General features: G+C 68.5%; 15 protein-coding genes and 1 tRNA gene. 7 read left to right on the top strand and 9 right to left on the bottom strand.

Annotation, left to right across the window (positions count from 1 at the left end; genetic code table 11):
* Positions 1-24: 24 nt before the first annotated feature.
* Positions 25-951, bottom strand: coding sequence for a hypothetical protein (locus tag HED23_RS24910; RefSeq protein ID WP_203187621.1), 927 nt, complete (start codon positions 949-951; stop codon positions 25-27).
* Positions 952-1,184: 233 nt separating this feature from the next.
* Between HED23_RS24910 and HED23_RS24905 the strand changes: the two genes are divergently transcribed.
* The gene (locus HED23_RS24905; RefSeq protein ID WP_203185612.1) at positions 1,185-1,961 is read left to right on the top strand and encodes a S1 family peptidase; all 777 of its coding nucleotides are present in this window, start codon (positions 1,185-1,187) and stop codon (positions 1,959-1,961) included.
* A gap of 46 nt (positions 1,962-2,007) precedes the next feature.
* Here HED23_RS24905 and HED23_RS24900 read toward each other — a convergent pair whose 3' ends face one another.
* A complete protein-coding gene (locus tag HED23_RS24900; RefSeq protein WP_203185611.1) occupies positions 2,008-3,813 on the bottom strand; it encodes a glycoside hydrolase family 35 protein in 1,806 nt (601 codons plus the stop codon).
* Between the two features lie 188 nt (positions 3,814-4,001).
* On the opposite strand from HED23_RS24900, the gene HED23_RS24895 reads away from it, so the two are divergent.
* The 4 genes from HED23_RS24895 to HED23_RS24880 all read left to right on the top strand — a co-directional run bounded on the left by HED23_RS24895 (position 4,002) and on the right by HED23_RS24880 (position 10,539).
* Positions 4,002-4,325: a chorismate mutase gene (locus HED23_RS24895; RefSeq protein WP_203185610.1), complete on the top strand. Its 324-nt coding sequence runs from the start codon at positions 4,002-4,004 to the stop codon at positions 4,323-4,325.
* A 397-nt stretch (positions 4,326-4,722) separates the two neighbouring features.
* Positions 4,723-7,272 (top strand): aminopeptidase N, encoded by a 2,550-nt coding sequence (pepN, locus tag HED23_RS24890; protein WP_203185609.1) that lies wholly within the window; start codon positions 4,723-4,725, stop codon positions 7,270-7,272.
* A gap of 436 nt (positions 7,273-7,708) precedes the next feature.
* Positions 7,709-9,109: a pyridoxal phosphate-dependent decarboxylase family protein gene (locus HED23_RS24885; protein WP_203185608.1), complete on the top strand. Its 1,401-nt coding sequence runs from the start codon at positions 7,709-7,711 to the stop codon at positions 9,107-9,109.
* The gene (locus tag HED23_RS24880) at positions 9,106-10,539 is read left to right on the top strand and encodes a lysine N(6)-hydroxylase/L-ornithine N(5)-oxygenase family protein (RefSeq protein ID WP_203185607.1); all 1,434 of its coding nucleotides are present in this window, start codon (positions 9,106-9,108) and stop codon (positions 10,537-10,539) included. The genes HED23_RS24885 and HED23_RS24880 overlap by 4 nt, the downstream gene beginning before the upstream one ends.
* Positions 10,540-10,629: 90 nt before the next feature.
* Here the strand turns inward: HED23_RS24880 and HED23_RS24875 are convergent, their stop codons facing one another.
* Positions 10,630-12,441, bottom strand: coding sequence for a bifunctional metallophosphatase/5'-nucleotidase (locus tag HED23_RS24875; RefSeq protein ID WP_203185606.1), 1,812 nt, complete (start codon positions 12,439-12,441; stop codon positions 10,630-10,632).
* A 259-nt stretch (positions 12,442-12,700) separates the two neighbouring features.
* Between HED23_RS24875 and pyk the strand changes: the two genes are divergently transcribed.
* The gene (pyk, locus tag HED23_RS24870) at positions 12,701-14,134 is read left to right on the top strand and encodes a pyruvate kinase (RefSeq protein ID WP_203185605.1); all 1,434 of its coding nucleotides are present in this window, start codon (positions 12,701-12,703) and stop codon (positions 14,132-14,134) included.
* Positions 14,135-14,140: 6 nt separating this feature from the next.
* Here pyk and HED23_RS24865 read toward each other — a convergent pair whose 3' ends face one another.
* Together HED23_RS24865 and HED23_RS24860 are read right to left on the bottom strand one after the other, a co-directional pair.
* Positions 14,141-14,920, bottom strand: coding sequence for a helix-turn-helix domain-containing protein (locus tag HED23_RS24865; RefSeq protein ID WP_203185604.1), 780 nt, complete (start codon positions 14,918-14,920; stop codon positions 14,141-14,143).
* Between the two features lie 110 nt (positions 14,921-15,030).
* Positions 15,031-15,103 (bottom strand) — tRNA-Leu (locus HED23_RS24860).
* A 100-nt stretch (positions 15,104-15,203) separates the two neighbouring features.
* Here HED23_RS24860 and HED23_RS24855 point away from each other — a divergent pair.
* Complete coding sequence (locus tag HED23_RS24855; RefSeq protein ID WP_203185603.1) at positions 15,204-15,860, top strand: ANTAR domain-containing response regulator; 657 nt, start codon at positions 15,204-15,206, stop codon at positions 15,858-15,860.
* 80 nt (positions 15,861-15,940) lie between these two features.
* Here HED23_RS24855 and HED23_RS24850 read toward each other — a convergent pair whose 3' ends face one another.
* Genes HED23_RS24850 through HED23_RS24835 form a run of 4 tightly spaced genes read right to left on the bottom strand, consistent with a single transcriptional unit; the run spans position 15,941 to position 20,323 of the window.
* The gene (locus tag HED23_RS24850; RefSeq protein WP_203185602.1) at positions 15,941-16,657 is read right to left on the bottom strand and encodes an ABC transporter ATP-binding protein; all 717 of its coding nucleotides are present in this window, start codon (positions 16,655-16,657) and stop codon (positions 15,941-15,943) included.
* A complete protein-coding gene (locus HED23_RS24845; protein ID WP_203185601.1) occupies positions 16,654-17,574 on the bottom strand; it encodes an ABC transporter ATP-binding protein in 921 nt (306 codons plus the stop codon). Before HED23_RS24845 ends, HED23_RS24850 begins: the two co-directional genes overlap by 4 nt.
* A gap of 5 nt (positions 17,575-17,579) precedes the next feature.
* The gene (locus tag HED23_RS24840) at positions 17,580-19,388 is read right to left on the bottom strand and encodes a branched-chain amino acid ABC transporter permease (protein WP_203185600.1); all 1,809 of its coding nucleotides are present in this window, start codon (positions 19,386-19,388) and stop codon (positions 17,580-17,582) included.
* A gap of 5 nt (positions 19,389-19,393) precedes the next feature.
* Positions 19,394-20,323 carry a branched-chain amino acid ABC transporter permease gene (locus HED23_RS24835; protein WP_203185599.1) on the bottom strand — a complete coding sequence of 310 codons (930 nt, stop codon included), beginning with the start codon at positions 20,321-20,323 and terminating at the stop codon, positions 19,394-19,396.
* Positions 20,324-20,374 lie beyond the last annotated feature (51 nt).

Genomic DNA, 20,374 nt, shown 5'->3' with positions numbered 1-20,374 from the left:
GCCACCCCGGTTCTCGACGATCTTTCAGGTGTCGCAGTCCAGGACGGTGCGGCACAGTCCGCACCGGGCCAGTGTCCGGCCCCGGACCGGAAGCCGGACCCGCTGGTGGCAGGTGGGGCAGGCGAAGGAGACCCGGAGGCCGTCGGCCCCGCTCTCGAAGGCGTACGGGAGGGACCGGTCGGGCGCGGTGCCGGGGTGTTCCCCGGCGTGGCGCCGGTCCTTGGCGTAACGGCGCCTGCCGGCCCAACCCGCCGCCGTCAGCGGAGGCCGCCGCAGGTCGCGCAGGGCCTCGGCCCGGCCCTCGGTGTACGCCGTGTAGGCCTGGGGGCTGGTGAACCACACGGACGGGTCCTCGCCGAAGACCAGCGCGCGCTTGGCGAGTACGTAGCCGAACTCCTCCGGTGTGAGATAGCCGAGCTTCTGGCTGGAGACCGCGTCCTGACGGAAGGCGTCCAGCAGGAGCCAGCCCGCGCCGAGATAGGCCGTCACCGTGTCCGTGAGGATCTCGTTGTCGCGGGTGCCGGGGAGCTCCAGCCCCAGCCGGTGCAGCAGTACGTGCGTGATCTCGTGGGCCAGTGCCGCGCCGATGTCCCTGCGGTGCGTGCGGAAACGGTCGTTGAGCTCGATGAAGTACTCGGGCCCCGCGGTGAGTTCGACGCTCGCGGCATGTTCCATCCGGCGGAAGCCGACGACGACACGGGCCTGCGGCAGTCGCAGGTGCCGCACCAGGGCACCGGCCACCCGCTGGGCGCCGAGATGCAGATCGTCCACGTCGGAGAAGGCGGCGTCCGCAGGGGCGAGGCTCGTGTCGTAGACGCGCACACCGTCGGGGGAGACCCGCCGGTAGAGCGCTGTGATCGCGGCACGGACCGCGTCGAGGTGCGGGAACCCATGGACGACCGGACCGCCGTCCCCGTTGCTGCCGTCGCTCACGTCCGAACCCCCGTCCATGGTGCTCAACGGACCCACTCTAGGCGGGACCCGGAAGAACCGGCCGCCGGACGGGAGAGGATCTTGGCCGGAATCCCTGCCTTGTGACAGCGGTGATCGCTTCCCGATAATCGGATCGTTCTTGACGGGGGCATGGCGACAATCGCCTGGCTCCGCCCCCGCCAGGACACGAACACCCGCACGCCTGCACCCGCACCCCCCGCCTCGCCCCCACACGAAAGCAGGCACACATCGTGAAGCAGCTTCTGCGCACCCTCAAGAGATGCTCCGTCATAGCCGCGGTCGCCCTCGCCACCCTCAGCCTCCAGCCGTCGAGCGCCTCCGCCGCCCCCGCACCCGTCGTCGGCGGCACCCGGGCCGCCCAGGGCGAATTCCCCTTCATGGTCCGGCTCTCCATGGGCTGCGGCGGCGCCCTCTACAGCCCGACGATCGTGCTCACCGCCGCCCACTGCGTCAGTGGATCCGGCAACAACACCTCCATCACCGCCACCTCCGGAGTCGTCGACCTCCAGTCGTCCTCCGCCGTCAAGGTCCGCTCCACCAAGGTCCTCCAGGCACCCGGCTACAACGGCGTCGGCAAGGACTGGGCACTGATCAAACTCGCCCAGCCCATCAGCCAGCCCACCCTGAAGATCGCCACCACCACCGCCTACGACACCGGCACCTTCACCGTCGCCGGCTGGGGCGCCGCGACCGAGGGCGGCGGCCAGCAGCGCTACCTCCTGAAGGCCACCGTCCCCTTCGTCTCCGACGCCACCTGCCAACAGGCCTACGGCAGCGACCTCGTACCCAGCCAGGAAATCTGCGCCGGATACGTCAGCGCCGGCGGCGTCGACACCTGCCAGGGTGACTCCGGCGGCCCCATGTTCCGCAAGGACAACGCCGGAGCCTGGATCCAGGTCGGCATCGTCAGCTGGGGCGAAGGCTGCGCACGACCCGGCTACCCCGGCGTCTACACCCAGGTGTCGACCTTCGCCTCCGCGATAGCCTCGGCCGCCGCCACCCTCTGAGCCGGAGCCTCCCCCCGCCGCACCCCGCCCGGGGCGCGCCGGAGCCTCACCCCGCCTCACCCCCGGGGGCGCCCTCCCTGACGGGCGTCCCCGGACCCAGGTCCACGAACGGCTCCCCGGCCTCCTCCAGCTCCAGCACCCACACCTCGTTGGCACCCTCGCGGAGCACAGGACCCGGCACATACAGCACCCGATCCGGCCCCACCGACCAGTAGCGGCCCAGGCAGAAACCGTTCACCCAGACGAAACCGCGCTCCCAGCCCGGCAGTTCAAGACCCGCGTGATCCGCCCCCGCAGCGTCCTCCACCTCGAAGAACCCCCGGAACAGACCCGTCCGACCCGCCTTTGAGACATCTCCGAACCGCACCCGGCCGACCGCCCCCGGCTCGTCGAACGCATCCAGGCGCAGCGCCCGAGCCCGCACCCCGTGCAGGAACTGCCGCTCGTGCAGCACACCACCCGTGATGCCCTTCGACTCACCCAGCCGAGGCCCGTAATTCACCCGGCCCAGCGACTCCACCCACAACTCCACCTCGGCCGGACCCGCCACCGGCTCCTCCAGCGTGTGGTCCTCCTCCGTGAGCACGCCCGCCCGCACCCCGTCCACGTACACCACCGCCCGGTCCCGCAACCCCGCCACACCCAGCGGATACGCCTGCCGCGGCCCCGGAACACCCACCCGGTAACACACCAGGCCACGGTCCACACCCAGCTCCTCGAACGTGGGCGGCACCCCCGACTCCACCGTCTCCGGGTCACCCAACGCCTCCAGCACACCCGCCATCGGCGCACCCTGCGTCAACTCCACCCGCACCCGACCCCGCAGCCCGGCCGGCTCCGGAGGCAGCGCGGGCAGCGGCCCCTCCCCGTACTCCTCCAACACCTCCCGCATCAGCCAGAACTTCTCCGTGGCCCGCCCGTACTCGTCGATCGGCGCGTCGTAGTCGTACGACGTCACCGTGGGCACCAGCCCCTGGTCCTGCAGCGGACCCGAACGGTTCGCCCCCGACCACCCCGCGAAATTCGTTCCCCCATGAGCCATGTACACATTCACCGAGGCACCGCACTCCAGGATCTCCCGCAGCGCGCCCGCCGTCTCCGCCGGATCACGCACCACGGGCTCGCCGCCCCACCGCCCGAACCAGCCGCACCAGAACTCCATACACATCAACGGCCCCTTCGGCCTGTGACGGCGCAGCACCCCGAACGCCTCCCGCGCCCCCGCACCGAAGTTCGCCGTGGCGAGCAGACCCGGCACCGAACCCCCCGTGAGCATGTGATCCTCGGGCCCGTCCGAGGTGAACAGCGGCACCGTCACCCCACACCGCCGCAACACCTCCGCCAGCTCCTCCAGATGCACCCGGTCCGAGCCGTAACTCCCGTACTCGTTCTCCGCCTGCACCATGATCACCGGGCCACCCACCGTGATCTGCCGCTCCACCATCTGCGGCAGCAGTTCACCGAACCAGCGCTCCACCACCGCCCCGTACCCCGCGTCCCTGGTCCGCACCCGACGCCCGAACCGCCCCGTCACCCAGGCCGGCAGCCCACCGTTCTCCCACTCGGCACAGATGTACGGCCCCGGACGCACGACGGCCAGGAGCCCCGCCCCCTGCACGGCGTCGAGGAACCGGCCCAGCGCCCCCACATCACGGAACTCACCCGGCCGCGGCTCATGAAGATTCCACGGCACATACGTCTCCACACAGGTGAGACCCATCGCCCGCATCATCGACAACCGGTGCTGCCACTGCGCCTCGTGCACCCGGAAGTAGTGCAGTGCCCCCGACAGCAACCGCACCGGCTTCCCGTCGAGCAGGAAGTGGTCCTCACCCACGCTGAAGTCAGTCATCGTGCTCGTACGCTCCTGTGTGCGAGATCAACAAACGGCCCTCAGCATCGCGTCCCACCGCCCACGGGTCCATCCCCCGCATCCGGAGCCACCCGCTCCGGACCCCTGGGTGCGGCCGGCCACGACGGGACACGGTCCGCACCCCGCCGTGAACCACCCCACGACCCGTGCGTCTAAGCTCGCTGACCATGACCACGAGCGACATCGACGAGTACGTCACCGCCGAACTGAACCGGCTGCGCGAGAGCATCGACAACATCGATGCCGCAGTCGTCCACATGCTCGCCGAGCGTTTCAAGGCCACCCAGCAGGTGGGACACCTCAAGGCCGAGCACCACCTGCCGCCCGCCGACCCCGCCCGCGAGGCCCGCCAGATCACCCGGCTGCGGCAGCTCGCGGAAAGCGCCAGGCTGGACCCCGCCTTCGCCGAGAAACTGCTGAACTTCATCGTGGCCGAGGTCATCCGCCACCACGAGCGCATCGCCGAGGAAACCGCATCCCCCGACGCCTGACCCCCACCCGGCCGCCGGCGGCGGCCCCGGGGGCCACACGCCCAGCCCGCGGCACCGCCCCCCGCCCACTACCGTTTCGGTTGCCCCGCGCCCGTGTGCCGGCCCGTGCCTCGCAGCGGACCCCGCGCCCGCGTGCCGGCCCGTGCCCCGCAGCGGACCCCGCCCCGGTACGTCCCGAGCCCGCGAACGCGCCGGAACCCGCAGCCCCCTTACCCGCCCGGCGCACCCCTGGCCGCCCGGCGCACCCTTACCCGCCCGGCGCACCCCGGAACGGCCGGCGCACCCCGGAACGCCCGCCGCACCGTGAACCACCCGGCGGTGCGGCCTCCGCCACCCGCCGTCAGCCCTGCGAGAACCCCACTGCACAGCCCCGGAGCCGTACGGCAGCATGGGCGCCATGTCCGTACTGACGCGCAACGAAGCGCAGACCCGCGCCCAGCTCCTCGACGTACACCGGTACACGGTCGGCCTCGACCTCACCACGGGCGAGGAGACCTTCGACTCCAGGACCGCCATCCGGTTCACCGCCCACACGGCCGGAGACACCTTCGTCGAGATCAAGCCGGAAACCCTGCGCTCACTCAGCCTCGACGGACAACCCCTGGACCCCGAACGCCTCGACGGGAACCGCTACCCCCTGGACCGCCTCACCGCAGGCCCCCACGAACTCACCGTCGACGCCACCATGCGCTACTCCCGCACCGGCGAAGGCATGCACCGCTTCACCGACCCCGCCGACGGCGAGACCTACGTCTACACCCAGCTCTTCATGGAAGACGTCCAACGCGTCTTCGCCGCCTTCGACCAGCCCGACCTCAAATCCGTATTCGACCTCACCGTCACCGCACCCACCGGCTGGACCGTCCTCGGCAACGGCACCACCACCCGGGCCACCGACGGCCGCTGGACCATCGCCCCCACACCACCCATCTCCACCTACCTCGTCGCCGTCGCCGCAGGCCCCTGGCACTCCGTCACCACCCACCACGCCGGCCTCCCCTTCGGAATCCACTGCCGCCGCTCCCTCGCCCCCCACCTCGACAACGACGCCGACGAGATCCTCGGCATCACCCGCGACTGCTTCGACCGCTACCACGAGAAATTCGACGAGCCCTACCCCTTCGACTCCTACGACCAGGCCTTCGTCCCCGAATTCAACGCCGGCGCCATGGAGAACCCCGGACTCGTCACCTTCCGCGACGAATTCCTCTACCGCTCCGCCGTCACCGACACCGAACGCCAGACCCGCGCCATGGTCATCGCCCACGAAATGGCCCACATGTGGTTCGGCGACCTCGTCACCCTCACCTGGTGGGACGACATCTGGCTCAACGAGTCCTTCGCCGAGTACATGGGCTACCAGACCCTCACCGAAGCCACCCGCTTCACCGACACCTGGACCGACTTCGGCGTCGCCCGCAAGGGCTGGGGCTACGACGCGGACCAACGCCCCACCACCCACCCCGTCGCCCCCGACCCCGACGCCGTCCCCGACACCGCCTCCGCCCTCCTCAACTTCGACGGCATCTCCTACGCCAAGGGCGCCTCCGCACTCCGCCAGCTCGTCGCCTGGCTCGGCGAGAAGGACTTCCTCGCCGGCATCAACACCCACATCGCCCGGCACAAATTCTCCAACGCCACCCTCGCCGACTTCATCGACAACCTCGCCACCGCCACCGACCGCGACGTCCACACCTGGGCCGCCACCTGGCTCCGCACCACCGGCATCGACACCCTCACCGCCCACGTCGAGAACACCGGCAACAGCTGGAACCTCACCGTCGACCACGCCGGCAACCGCCCCCACCGCATCACCGTCGGCACCTACGACCACAGCCTCGACACCCACACCGGCACCGAACAGCTCACGCCACGCAGCCGCTTCGAACTCGACATCCCCCAGGACGGCACCCCCACCACCCAGCCCGGCCGACGCCCCGACCTCGTCGTCCTCAACGACAACGACCTCACCTACGCCAAGATCCGCCTCGACCCCGACTCCTGGGACACCGCCCTCACCCACCTCTCCGGCATCCCCGACGCCCTCACCCGCGCCCTCCTCTGGAACGCCGCCCGCGACATGGTCCGCGACGGCGAACTCCACCCCACCGTCCACCTCACCGCCGCCCGCACCCACCTCCCCTACGAAACCGACCTCGCCCTCGTCCACGGCGTCCTCGGCTTCGCAGCCACCCACATCGCCGACCGCTACCTCACACCCCAGGACCGGCCCACCGCCCTCGCCACCCTCACCTCCCTCTGCCGCGACCTCCTGCGCCGCACCGAAGGACTCACCGCCAAGGACTGGGAACACGGCGCCGCCACCACACCCGGCAGCCCCGACCCCGGCCTCCGCCTCACCGCCGTACGCCACTTCATCGCCGCCGCCACCCAGCCCGACACCATCCAGGACTGGCTCAACGAAGGCACCGTCCCCGGCGGCCCCGAACTCGACCCCGAACTCCGCTGGCGCATCCTCACCCGCCTCGCCGTCCTCGGCGCCACCGACGAAACAGCCATCGCCCACGAACTCGACAAGGACCCCAGCGCCACCGGACAGGAAGGCGCCGCCCGCTGCCGCGCCGCCCTCCCCACCCCCGAAGCCAAAACAGCCGCCTGGCAGGCCATGTTCACCGACGACACCCTGTCCAACTACCTCTTCACCGCCACAGCCCAGGGCTTCTGGCAGCCCGAACAGAGCGAACTCCTCCACCCCTACATCGCCCGCTACTACCCCGACGCCATCGCACTCGCCGCACGCCGCGGCCCCGCCATCGCCGAAGCCGCCGGACGCCACGCCTTCCCCACCCACGCCATCGACCCCGACAGCCTCCGCCTCGGCACCAAGGCACTCGACAACCCCGCACTCACCCCCGCCCTGCGCCGCAAACTCACCGACCAGCTCGACGACGTCCGCCGCGCCCTCGCCGTACGCAACACCCAATGACCCAAAGGCACCTGGCGCCCCCGGCCCCCGACAGCCGCAGCACACCACCCGCCGCACGCAGAACCCACACGGAACGCGCACCCGCCGCAACAAGGCGTCCCTGACCCACGGCGGGGAACGCGCACCCGCCGACCCACGATGAGGGAACGCGCACCCGCCGCAACAGGGCGCCCCCGACCCACGGCGGAGACACACGCACCCACCGCACCGAAACCCGGCGGACCCCCACCACCCCTGTGCCCGGCCCTCCACAAGAGCGGCCGGGCACAGTCGTACGAGCAACGAACGCCTATACCAGCCCCACAGCCCTCAACACCCCTACACCGGGGCGCAGTACCCCTTTCGGGTTCAGATCGTTGGGCTCTTCGGCCGCCTCCTCCGCAACCCGGACAAGCTGGCACCACCGCCCCCGCGCACCCGAAGGACCACACCACCCATGCCCACCCCGCCCCTCGCCGGAGGCAGCGCAGGCCCCGCCCACCTGCGCCCCCTCATCGACACCGTCCTCACCGCACTCCACGACGGCGCCACCCGACGCAACGGCCCCCTCCCCGCCGGCGGCCCCGAAACCGTCACACGCAACCTCCACCGCACCACAGGCCCCCTCATCCCCGACCACGGCACCGGCGCCCACCACGCCCTCCGCACCCTCGTCACCGCACTCACCGAAGGCGCCGCAGACCCCGCACACCCCCACTGCGCAGCCCACCTCCACACCCCACCCCTCGCCCTCGCCGCAGCAGCCGACCTCGCCGCATCAGCCCTCAACCCCTCCATGGACTCCTGGGACCAAGCCCCCGCAGCCTCCGCCCTCGAAGACACCCTCACCACCGCACTCGCCGCCGAGATCTACCCCAACCGCCCAAAACCCGACGCCCTCGTCACCACAGGCGGCACCGAAGCCAACCAACTCGCCCTCCTCCTCGCCCGCGAACGCCACGGCCCCGTACAAACCATCTGCGCCGCCAACGCCCACCACAGCATCACCCGCGCCGCCTGGCTCCTCGGCCTCCCCCGACCCGTCATCCTCCCCGCACCCACCGGCGTCATGGACCCCACCGCACTCCACGAAGCCCTCATCACCCACCCCGGCCCACTCCTCGTCACCGCCACCGCAGGCACCACCGACACCGGCCAGATCGACCCCCTCACCGAAATCGCCGACCTCACCACAACCCACGGCGCCGACCTCCACATCGACGCCGCATACGGCGGCCCCCTCCTCTTCAGCCCCACCCACCGCCACACCCTCCGCAGCCTCCACCGCGCCCACAGCGTCACCCTCGACCTCCACAAACTCGGCTGGCAACCCGCCTCCGCCGGCATCCTCGCCGTCCCCGACCACCACCACCTCAGCCCACTCCACCACCACGCCCCCTACCTCAACGCCGACGACGACACCGACGCAGGCCTCCCCGACCTCCTCGGCCGCTCCCTCCGCACCACCCGCCGACCCGACGCCCTCAAAATCGTCGTCACCCTCCAAGCACTCGGCCGCGACGGACTCGCCGACCTCATCGACCGCACCATCGCCACCGCCCACCACCTCGCCGATCTCATCGAAGAAAACCCCGCACTCGAACTCCACGACCGCCCCACCATCAGCACCGTCCTGTTCCGCCCCACCCACAGCGACGACACCACCGTCGCAACCATCCGCCGCACCCTCCTCGACCGAGGACACGCCGTACTCGGCCGCGCCCGAGCCGACAACCGCCTCTGGCTCAAAGCCACCCTCCTCAACCCCCACACCACCCCCCACGACCTCCGACAACTCCTCACCCTCGTCACCCACGCCCACACCGACGCCACCATGGAAGGCAGCACCCTCCGATGACCGACCGGACCACCCCCGAAGGCGACCGGACCCACGACCTCATCGGCATCGGCCTCGGCCCCTTCAACCTCTCCCTCGCCGCCCTCGCCCACGGCCTCCCCACCACCCCCGGCAACCACCCCCTCACCACCGCCTTCTACGAACAACGCCCCGCCTTCCACTGGCACCCCGGCCTCCTCATCGACGGCGCCACCCTCCAAGTCCCCTTCCTCGCCGACCTCACCACCCTCGCCGACCCCACCAGCCCCTGGACATTCCTCAACTACCTGCGCACCCGCGACCGCCTCTACCCCTTCTACTTCGCCGAGCAATTCCACATCCACCGCGCCGAATACGACGCCTACTGCCGATGGGTCAGCGAACAACTCCCCACCATCCACTTCGACCACCAGGTCGACGCCATCCGCTGGAACACCGACCGCGCCCACTTCGAAGTCGACTACACCCGGCTCGACCCCCAAGGCGACGCCCAAGCCCTCGGCCGCACCCACACCCGCCACATCGCCCTCGGCGTCGGCACCGCACCCTTCATCCCCGAACCGCTACGCCCCCTCGCGGAAGCCCCCGGCATCCCCGTCATCCACTCCGCCGACTACCTCCACCACCGCGAAGAACTCCTCCGAGCCGGCCACATCACCGTCATCGGCTCCGGCCAGTCAGGCGCCGAAATCTTCCTCGACCTCCTCCGCGCCCGCCCCGTCGGCATCGAGAGGATCCACTGGCTCGCCCGCACCCAGGCCTTCGCACCCATGGAGTACTCAAAACTCGGCCTCGAACACTTCACCCCCGACTACACCCACTACTTCCACGCACTCCCGGAACACGTACGCGACACCCTCGTCCCCCAGCAATGGCAACTGCACAAAGGCATCGACACCGACACCATCGCCGCCATCCACGACGAGCTCTACCGCCGCACCCTCCACGGCGGCTGGCCCGACGCCACCCTCACCCCCGGCGTCGGCGTCCGCACCGCAGGCCGCCTCTCCGGCAGCGGAACCCGCATCGAACTCCACCTCGAACACACCCAGCAAGCCACCCGGAGCCGCCTCACCACCGACGCCGTCGTCCTCGCCACCGGCTACCGCGAACGCCCCCTCGACACCCTCCTCACCGGCATCGCCCCCCACATCCGCCGCGACACCCAAGGACGCCCCCGCATCCACACCGACTTCCGCCTCGACCTCGACCCCGCCCTCACCGGCAACATCTACGTACAGAACGCCGAACGCCACACCCACGGAGTCGGCGCCCCCGACCTCGGCCTCGCCGCCTGGCGCAGCGCCACCATCCTCAACAACCTCACCGGCACCACCCCCTACCCCCTCCCACAACGCACGGCCTTCACCACCTTCGGCCTCACCCCCCACCCCGCCCCCGCCGTCCCCGGACAGGGCAGCTCACTCACCCCCCTCGCACAAGGCCACTGACAACACGAAGGCGGCCGCCCTCCCGAAGGAGAACGGCCGCCCGCCACACACCCACCGGCCGGAACACCGACCAGCCCGACCACCCACCGGCTAGAACACCGGCACGCCATCCCGCGTCAGACGCCAGTCCACCGACGCGAACTCCGCCGGATCCACCGACCCCTTCGCCTGCACCCACCCGATGATCGTGTTCCGGATCTCATCCGAATTCGCCCACAATTGCTTCGCACCCGGAACATGCGGGAAGTTGCCCCCACCACTCGCCCGATAGTTGTTCACCGCGAACACGAACTGCGCCGCCGCATCCACCGGCGCCCCCTCGAACGACAACCCCACGATCCGAGAACCCACCGGCTTCGCGATATCGATGTCATACGTCACACCCGACACCACGTCGTAGTTGTAATCCGGAATGTTCTCCGCATTCGTCAACTTCGACGTGTCCACCGGTGCCCCAGCAGCCGTCTGCACGTAATACTTCGCCGAATACTCAAGATAATCCTTCAGCTGCGCACCCGTCAGGAGCCGCGCCTCCAGCGTGTTCTCGAACGGATACAGCCCCGCCGCATCCCGGATCGTCACCTCACCCGCAGGAATCGCCGCCGTACGCGAGAAACACGCCGCCTGCGACAGCACCGGCAACGCCGCATACTCCCCACCCGCCAGCGCCGCCTTCACCGTCTCCGCCTGCACCAGGTTGATCAGATCGATGACCGGCTCGTCCCTCCACGGCGCATCCACCGTCGACATCGCCGCCACCGACGTACCGATCACCTGGTTCACATACGCCACGACCTTCCTGTGCTCGTCCCCGAGCATCGACGTGATCCGCGGGTCCTCCTCCACCGTGTTCGAGTTCAGCACCGAGGCGCCCACCTTCTCGACCACCCAGCGGCCCCTCTCCCACACCAGATCGAAGTCGAACAACGTCAACCGCTGCCCCCACTTCAACGGCTCCGAGAGAACGACCTGCTTCCCCGTCTCCTTGTTCGTCACGAAATACTCAGGAATCTCCGAGTGCGCGTGACCCACCAGAATCGCATCGATCCCCGGCACCTGCTCCGCCACCAGACCCGCCGCATTCTCGACGTACGGCAACTGATCCCCGTACGACGACGTACCCGACGAACCCGAATGCGCCGAAACGACCACCACATCCGCACCCATCGAACGAAGCTTCGGCACCCACTTCGCCGCCTGCTCCTCAAGACCCGGGAACACCATCTTCCCGCCCACATTCGCCTTGTCCCAGATCGCGATACCCGGATTCGTCAACCCCAGCACCGCCACCCGCACATCACGCCCGTACGGCGTCCGCACCCGCTTGATCACATACGGAGCGAACGCCGGCCGCAAAGTCTTCGCATCCAGCGCATTCGCACCCAGCAGCGGAAAATCACACTGCTCCTCGAACTTCCGCAGCACCGGAATGCCGTAGTTGAACTCATGATTCCCGAGCGCCGCCGCGTCATATCCGATCTTGTTCATCGCCTGCGCCATCGGATGAACCGGACCACGCTGCGCCGTGATCGGATCGATCTTCGCGTAGTAGTACGACAACTGGGTGCCCTGGATCGTGTCACCCGCATCGATCAACAAAGTGTTCCGGCGACCCCGGTCCTCACGGATCTGATCCACCAGAGTCGAGATCTTCGCCAGCCCCACATCGTTGTGCGCCTTGTCGTCGAACTCCTGATCAGTGAAGTAGTCCCAGTTGAAGACATTCCCGTGCAGGTCCGTCGTCCCCATCACCGTGAACGAGTACCGCTTCGACGGCCGCCCATGGGCGTGCCCCCTCGGCTCCGAGGCCGCCGCAGGCCCCGCACCGACCCCTCCCACCAGGGCCGCACCCGCCCCGGCGACAGCCGAACGGCCCAGAAACGTCCTACGGTTCAACGGCATCCTTGACTCCTCGTTCGAGCGAACAACGCGCGTAGATTCTGGCCCAGCCGCCACCGCGCGCAACACCCCCAACAGGTTTCGATCTGGTGACCGGCGACACCGCCCCCGCCCGGGCCGGCCCGCTGCGACCCGCCCGAAGGCGCTCATCGGAGCACCCCGCCGCACAATTCAACAGTTGTCAATAACCCTTCACCAAAAGGCTGTTGGGCAGTCATGCAGAGACAATTACCTACCCGCAGGTAAGGTCTAGGCTCGAACCATGCGCCGAGCAAAAATCGTTTGTACCCTGGGACCCGCAACCGACACATACGAGCAGATCAAGGCGCTCGTCGAAGCGGGAATGGACATCGCCCGCCTCAACCTGAGCCACGGCACCTACGCCGAACACGAAGAGCGCTACCACCGCGTACGCAAAGCATCCGAGGAAACCGGCCGCAGCGTAGGAATCCTCGCCGACCTTCAAGGCCCGAAGATCCGCCTCGGCCGCTTCACCGAAGGCCCCGTACTCCTTGAACGCGGCGACGACTTCACCATCACCGTCGAACCCGTGGACGGCGACCGCACCACCTGCGGCACCACCTACGACGGCCTCGCCGCCGACGTCACCACCGGCGAACGCATCCTCATCGACGACGGCCGCGTCACCCTCGAAGTCACCGAAGTCGACGGACCCCGCGTCCACACCACCGTCATCGAAGGCGGCATGGTCTCCGACCACAAGGGACTCAACCTCCCCGGCGTCGCCGTCTCCGTCCCCGCACTCTCCGAGAAGGACATCGACGACCTCCGCTGGGCCCTGCGCACCGGCGCCGACATCATCGCCCTCTCCTTCGTACGCACCGGACGCGACATCGACGACGTCCACCGCATCATGGACGAGGAGGACCGCCGCCTCCCCGTCATCGCCAAGGTCGAGAAGCCCCAGGCCGTCGACAACATCGACGACATCGTCGCCGCCTTCGACGGCATCATGGTCGCCCGCGGTGACCTCGGCGTCGAAATGCCCCTGGAACAGGTCCCGATCGTCCAGAAGCGCGCCATCAAACTCGCCAAGCGCAACGCCAAGCCGGTCATCGTCGCCACCCAGATGCTCGACTCGATGATCGACAACTCCCGGCCCACCCGCGCCGAAGCCTCCGACGTCGCCAACGCCGTCATCGACGGCACCGACGCCGTGATGCTCTCCGGCGAGACCAGCGTCGGCAAGTACCCCGTCGAGACCGTCCGCACCATGGCCCGCATCGTGGAGGCGGCCGAGGAGGACATCCTCGCCAAGGGCCTCCCGCCCCTCACCGACCGCAACAAGCCCCGCACCCAGGGCGGCGCGGTGGCCCGCGCGGCAGCCGAGATGGGCGACTTCCTCGGCGCCAAGTTCCTGGTGGCCTTCACCCAGAGCGGAGACACGGTCAAACGCCTCTCGCGCTACCGCTCCCCGATCCCGCTCCTCGCCTTCACCCCGGACACGGCCACGCGCGCGCAGCTGAACCTCACGTGGGGCGTGGAGACGTTCCTCGGGCCGCACGTGGACTCGACGGACGCGATGGTGGCGCAGGTGGACGAGGAGCTGCTGCGGATCGGCCGCTGCCAGAAGGGCGACGTCGTGGTCATCACCGCGGGGTCCCCGCCCGGAGTCGCCGGCTCAACGAACCTGGTCCGGGTGCACCACATCGGCGAGGACGACAGCCCGAAGTAACGGTCGTCAGTACTTCGGCCCGACGTGAGCGTCCATGAGCGCTACGGACGCCCGTCGGGCTACGGAGATGTTGTACTCCTTGCCCGCGCGGGTGCAGTGCGTCCACTCGATACCGAGCTTGTCCAGCGTGTCGGTGTAGAGCCGGCGGATGTCGTCGGAGACGTTGGTGAACCAGTACCGGGGGTACTCGTAGCGTTTGCGGATTCCGCCGACCGTGCGGGTCGTCCAGTTCATGGTCCGGCAGCCGTCGGAGTGGATGAGTCCCCGGATAAATTCCCAAGAGTGACTGTCAATGATCTCCTGTTGCCAGGCTTCGAGGATGATCGGCCGCTCGTGCTTCTTGCCAGGGCCGTGCTGCGGGAAGAGGCATGTCCAGTGCTTCGTATAGGACTTGACCTCTACGCAGCCGCCCTTTTGGCGTCGTCCGGTTCGTGGCATGGGCATTACCCTGCGCATGACCGCTTCGGCCTCGTCGATCAATCCGGGCCAGGTGTCTCCACAGAAGATCGACAGATGGTGCTGTTTGGGCTTGGAGATGATGTGGCCGTCGCCCAGGTAGAGCCCTAGGAGGTAGGCGTAAGCGAGACGATCAAGGTCTCGGTCTGTGCAGACCGGGCAGTCGGTGGGCTGTACGTACTGGACCCCGCGCCTTTTGCGGTCCTCGTGTAGCCACCAGCCGATTGTTCCGCGAGGAACGTTGAGGAGCTCCGAAGTGGCCCGATTGGTGATTCCGCTCCGCAAGAGAGCGAGCGCTTCGTCGCGTATCGACGGATTGTGCTGTTCCATGCCACGAAGTCTTTGCGACGTTCGCAGACAGGTGCCAGGTTCGAAGGAGCGTTCACCGGCAAGGATGAAGATCGCCAATAGGCGATTCAACCTTGGAAAAGAAGGAGAAGTGCCCCGAGTCGGATTCGAACCGACGCTGTATGGGTTTTGAATCCATGGCCTCTACCGCTGGGCTACCGGGGCTCCTTCGAAACGAAGGACGCGGAAGACCCTCCGTGCCTCAAACATACCGTAACTAGGTAGGCTCTTGGGAGCTGCACCCCAGTCTTGATCGAGGAGCCCCGTGACCACGCCCGAGTCGCCCCAGCCCGTAGACGCCGCCGACGACGACAAGTCGCACGTCCCGCCGCTGACGACCCGCGTCGTCATCGCCGAGGACGAGGCGCTCATCCGTCTCGATCTCAAGGAGATGCTGGAGGAGGAGGGCTACTCGGTCGTCGGTGAGGCCGGGGACGGGCAGCAGGCCGTCGAGCTGGCGCGGGAGCATCGGCCGGACCTCGTGATCCTTGATGTGAAGATGCCCGTGCTCGACGGGATCTCCGCCGCCGAGAAGATCACCGAGGAGTCCATCGCCCCGGTCCTGATGCTCACGGCGTTCTCGCAGCGGGATCTGGTCGAGCGGGCCCGGGACGCCGGGGCGATGGCGTATCTGGTGAAGCCGTTCAGCAAGAGCGACGTGGTGCCGGCCATCGAGATGGCCGTTTCCCGGTTCGCGGAGCTGAAGGCGCTGGAGGGCGAGATCGCGGACCTCTCGCAGCGGCTGGAGACCCGGAAGCTGGTGGACCGGGCGAAGAGCATCCTGCAGACGGATTACGGGCTCTCCGAGCCGGCGGCGTTCCGCTGGATCCAGAAGACGTCGATGGACCGCCGGATGTCGATGCAGCAGCTGGCCGAGGCGTTGATCGAGGACGCCGAGGAGAAGAAGAAGGCGGCCGAGTAGCCTAGCCCCGTACGCGGATACGAGAAGGGCCCGCCCCCGGAGAGATCCGGGGGCGGGCCCTTCTCGTATCGCTGGGGTGCTCAGTCCTCGCCGAGGTAGGCCTTGCGGACCGACTCGTCGTGGAGCAGGTCGGCTCCGGTGCCGGAGAGGACGACCTTGCCGACCTCCATGACGTGGCCCTGGTCCGCGAGGGAGAGGGCCGCCTGGGCGTTCTGCTCGACGAGCAGGATGGTGGTGCCCGACGCCTTGAGCTCGACGATGGTTTCCATGATCTTCTGCATCATGATCGGCGAGAGGCCCATGGAGGGCTCGTCGAGCATGAGCAGCTTGGGCTGGGACATGAGTGCGCGTCCCATGGCGAGCATCTGCTGCTCGCCTCCGGAGAGGGTTCCGGCGGCCTGCTTTCGGCGTTCCCCGAGGATGGGGAAGAGGTCGTAGGCGCGCTGGACGTCCTTCTCGATGCCTGCCTTGTCGTTGCGGAGGTAGGCGCCGAGGAGGAGGTTCTCGGTGATCGTCAGCCGGGGGAAGATGTGGCGTCCCTCGGGGGAGTGGGCGATGCCCAGGGAGACGATCTTGTGTGCCGGGATGTCGGTGAGCGGTTTGCCTTCGAAGAGGATGCGGCCGCCGGAGGGTTTGAGGAGTCCGGACAGGGTGCGCAGGGTGGTGGTCTTGCCTGCGCCGTTGGTGCCGATGAGGGTGACGACCTGGCCGGCCTCGACGGTGAAGGAGATGCCCTTGACGGCTTCGATCTTGCCGTAGGCGACGCGGAGGTCTTCGACCTCGAGCAGTGCGGTCATCGGGTGTCCTCCTCCTCGGTGGTGGTGTCGGTGGTGGCCGGGGTGTCCTTCTTGCCGGCGCCGGTGCTCGCGCCCGCTGCGGAGGCTTCGGCGGCTTCGACCTCGGCGGCTTCTTCGGCGCCGGGGGCGCCTTCGAAGGGGGTGCCTAGGTAGGCGGCGACGACGCGTTCGTCGCTCTGGACGACGGGGGCGGTGCCCTCGACGAGTTTTTCGCCCTGGACGAGGACGGCGACTCGGTCGCAGAGGTTGAAGATGAACCGCATGTCGTGCTCGATGACGAGTACGGCGATGCCCTGGTCCCGGATGGCGAAGATGAGTTCTTCGGTGACGCGGGTTTCCTGGGGGTTCATGCCGGCGGTGGGTTCGTCCAGGAGGAGGAGCCCGGGGTCGCTGGCGAGGGCGCGGGCGATTTCCAGCTTGCGCTGGTCTCCGTAGGGGAGGTTGCGCGCGAGGTGGTCGGCCTTGTCTGCGAGGCCGATGAACTCGAGGAGTTCCATGCAGCGTTCGCGGCTGGCGTTCTCGGCCTTCTTGTAGCCGGGGAGGCGCAGGAGGGCGGACCAGAGGCCTTCTTCGGTCCTGGTGTGGCGTCCGACGAGGACGTTTTCCAGGACGGTCATGTTGGCGAAGAGCCTGATGTTCTGGAAGGTGCGGGCGATGCCGGCCTGGGTGACGAGGTGGGGCTTGGGCGGCAGGACGGTGCCCTTGTAGCTGACTTTGCCCTCGGTGGGGACGTAGAGGCCGGTGAGGCAGTTGAAGAAGGTTGTCTTGCCGGCGCCGTTGGGTCCGATGAGGCCGACGATCTCGCCGGTGTTGACGGTGAGGTCGACGTTGCGTACGGCGGTGAGGCCGCCGAAGCGCATGGTGACGCCGCTGGCGTCGAGGACGGTGGTGCCGGTGGGTGCGTCTGTTTTGGTCATGGTGGTCACGCCCCCGCCTTCGTGGTGCCGGCGGCTGTGTCGGTGAGTGGTGTGTCGGGTGGTACGTCGAGTTGGCCGGTCTCGTGGAATTCGAGCTGCTTCCTGCGGTCGGCGACGAGGCCTTCGGGGCGGAAGCGCATCAGGAGGATGAGTGCGAGTCCGAAGAGGAAGAGCTGGTAGTCCTGCATGAACTGGAGCTTGGCCGGGATGAGGTAGAGCAGTGCGGCGCCGACGAGGGGGCCGCTGAGGGTTCCCATGCCGCCGAGGATGACGGCGGCGAGGAGGAACGCGGAGTTGGGCGGTACGGATCCGGCGAACTGGTACTGCTCGGGTGTGACCGTGTAGGAGACGTGTGCCTGCACGGTTCCGGCGAGTCCGGCGAGGGTGGCGCCGAGGGCGAAGGCGAGCAGTTTGAGCCTGAAGGCGTTGATGCCCATGGCGGTGGCTGCGGTTTCGTCCTCGCGGATGGCGACCCAGGCGCGGCCGATGCGGGATTCTCCGGAGCGTCGGAAGACGAGTACGACGACGGCGGTGAAGAGGAGCATCAGCAGGTAGTAGTTGGCGGACCTGCCGAGGGTGATTCCGCCGATGTCGTGGCTGATCCCGAAGTCGAAGCCGAAGAGCTGGAGGTCGGGGATGCTGGGGATGCCCTGGGATCCGTTGGTGAGGTCGGGGCCGCTGACGCCGTTGAGGGCGTTGACGGTGAGGCGGAAGATCTCGCCGAATCCGAGGGTGACGATGGCGAGGTAGTCGCCGCGGAGCCGGAGTGTCGGGGCGCCGATGACGACGCCGAAGACGAGGGATGCGGCTGCTCCGGTGAGGACGGCGGCCCAGAAGGGGAATTGGACGCCGACGGGGGAGAGGGGGCTGCCGGAGACGAGTGCTGCGGCGTAGGCGCCGACGCCGAGGAAGGCGACGTATCCGAGGTCGAGGAGGCCGGCGAGGCCGACGACGACGTTGAGGCCGAGTGCGACGGTCGCGAAGATGAGGATGTTGGCGCCGATGAGGGCGTATTCCTCGTTCTGCTGGGTGAAGGGGAAGCAGAAGGCTGCGACGAGTGCGGCGCACAGGGTGACGTTGCGGTGTTTGGCTGTCAGCGCGGTGATGCGGGCGATGAGTCCGGCCCGGGTGAGTGCGGTGAAGCCGAAGGCGACGGCGATGACGTAGCCGATGAAGAGTTCGGCGTATTCGGTGTCGATGCCGTAGGTGAAGACGATGAGCGCGACGCCGAAGGCTCCGGCGATGATGAGGATTTCGGCCCAGTGGGGGAGTGCCTTGGCGCGGGCGGGTGCCGGTGCGCGGAGGCTGCCGAGGAATCGGTTGCGTGCGCTCGGGGTGGTGGTGTCGTCCAGGGGCTGGTCGTTGGGGAGTCCGAGGGAGGCGACGGTGGCGACGAGTGCGCCGACGAGGCTGATCCAGGCTCCGGGTTCGAGTTCGATCAGTCCGAGGAGGTTGCCGTTGTCGTCCTTGGTGACGATGACGGCGATGACGGTGTAGGCGGTGGTGATGAAGGTGCCGATGGCGAGCAGCCTGGTGGGGCTGTGGGTGCCGCCGGGGGTGAGCCAGCGCAGGCCCTTGATGCCGTATCCGGAGAGGGCGTAGAGGAGGGTGAGTGCTGCGCTGATGAGGGTGAGGACCTGGAGGCCGCCGGGGTAGCCGGTGACGGTGAGGTCGCCGGGGAAGGTGTCGGTGTAGGTCCAGGCGAGGAAGGTGCCTATGAGGGCGAGTGCGGCGCCGGTGGTGGTGGCGGCGCGGGCTGCTGTGGTGGGCAGGGGGAGCAGGGCGCTGTGCGCGGCGGGGGTCGTGGTGGTCATGGGTATCACGCCCTGTCCGCGACGCGTTCGCCCAGCAGGCCTTGCGGGCGTATGAGGAGGACGAGGATGAGGAGGGCGAAGGCCCATACGTCCTTCCAGGCGCCGCCTCCGAAGAGTTCCATGCCGGGGACTTCGCTCATGTAGCCGGTGGCGAGGGCTTCGGCGACGCCGAGGACGACTCCGCCGAGCATGGCGCCGTAGATGTTGCCGATGCCGCCGAGGACGGCTGCGGTGAAGGCCTTGAGGCCCATGATGAAGCCCATGCGGAAGCCGATCTGGCCGTTCTTGAGCCCGTAGGCGACGGCGGCGACGGCGGCGAACGCGGCACCGATGGCGAAGGCCATGACGATGATGCGGTCGGTGTTGATGCCCATGAGCTTGGCGGTGTCGGGGTCCTGCGAGGTGGCTTGCATGCCGCGGCCGGCTCGTGTCTTGGAGACGAAGAGGCCGAGGGCGAGCATGCAGAGGGGTGCGGCGATGAGGACGAAGATGTCGCCGCGCTGGATGGTGGCACCGAAGATGTCGATCGCTTCACCCTCGAACTGGGGGAAGGAGCGGTCCTTGGTGGCGTCGGGGTACCACATCCATACGGCTTGCTGGAGTGCGAGGGAGAGGCCGATGGCGGTGATGAGGGGTGCCAGGCGTGGCGCGCTGCGCAGTGGCCGGTAGGCGAAGCGTTCGGCGGCGACGCTGACGGCGACGGAGCAGATGACTCCGCCGGCGATCATGAGTGGTATCGCAGCGAGCAGGGAGAGTCCGGACGGAAGCCCGAGGTAGACCGTGAGGGCTCCGAAGCCCCCGATCATGAAGATCTCGCCGTGTGCGAAGTTGATGAGCTGGATGATTCCGTAGACCATCGTGTAACCGATCGCGATGAGACCGTACATCGCGCCGAGGATGAGTCCATTGGCCAGCTGTTGCGGCAGTTCGTTCACCGCAGGGCCTCCGTGGAGTGGTTCGGATATGGCACCGCGCGGGAGTGCTCG

The organism is Streptomyces pratensis (assembly GCF_016804005.1).
Classification (GTDB): Bacteria; Actinomycetota; Actinomycetes; order Streptomycetales; family Streptomycetaceae; genus Streptomyces; species Streptomyces pratensis_A.
The sequence above is the reverse complement of the archived record's forward strand: the minus strand, read 5'-3'. Positions and strand labels throughout refer to the sequence as shown.

Excerpts from the sequence above, each read along its gene's own strand:
- HED23_RS24885 (WP_203185608.1), top strand. The coding sequence starts at position 7,709 with ATGCCCACCCCGCCCCTCGCCGGAGGCAGCGCAGGCCCCGCCCACCTG.
- HED23_RS24910 (WP_203187621.1), bottom strand. The coding sequence starts at position 951 with ATGGACGGGGGTTCGGACGTGAGCGACGGCAGCAACGGGGACGGCGGT.
- pepN (WP_203185609.1), top strand. The coding sequence starts at position 4,723 with ATGTCCGTACTGACGCGCAACGAAGCGCAGACCCGCGCCCAGCTCCTC.
- HED23_RS24840 (WP_203185600.1), bottom strand. The coding sequence starts at position 19,388 with ATGACCACCACGACCCCCGCCGCGCACAGCGCCCTGCTCCCCCTGCCC.
- pyk (WP_203185605.1), top strand. The coding sequence starts at position 12,701 with ATGCGCCGAGCAAAAATCGTTTGTACCCTGGGACCCGCAACCGACACA.
- HED23_RS24895 (WP_203185610.1), top strand. The coding sequence starts at position 4,002 with ATGACCACGAGCGACATCGACGAGTACGTCACCGCCGAACTGAACCGG.
- HED23_RS24850 (WP_203185602.1), bottom strand. The coding sequence starts at position 16,657 with ATGACCGCACTGCTCGAGGTCGAAGACCTCCGCGTCGCCTACGGCAAG.
- HED23_RS24875 (WP_203185606.1), bottom strand. The coding sequence starts at position 12,441 with ATGCCGTTGAACCGTAGGACGTTTCTGGGCCGTTCGGCTGTCGCCGGG.
- HED23_RS24845 (WP_203185601.1), bottom strand. The coding sequence starts at position 17,574 with ATGACCAAAACAGACGCACCCACCGGCACCACCGTCCTCGACGCCAGC.
- HED23_RS24900 (WP_203185611.1), bottom strand. The coding sequence starts at position 3,813 with ATGACTGACTTCAGCGTGGGTGAGGACCACTTCCTGCTCGACGGGAAG.
- HED23_RS24865 (WP_203185604.1), bottom strand. The coding sequence starts at position 14,920 with ATGGAACAGCACAATCCGTCGATACGCGACGAAGCGCTCGCTCTCTTG.
- HED23_RS24880 (WP_203185607.1), top strand. The coding sequence starts at position 9,106 with ATGACCGACCGGACCACCCCCGAAGGCGACCGGACCCACGACCTCATC.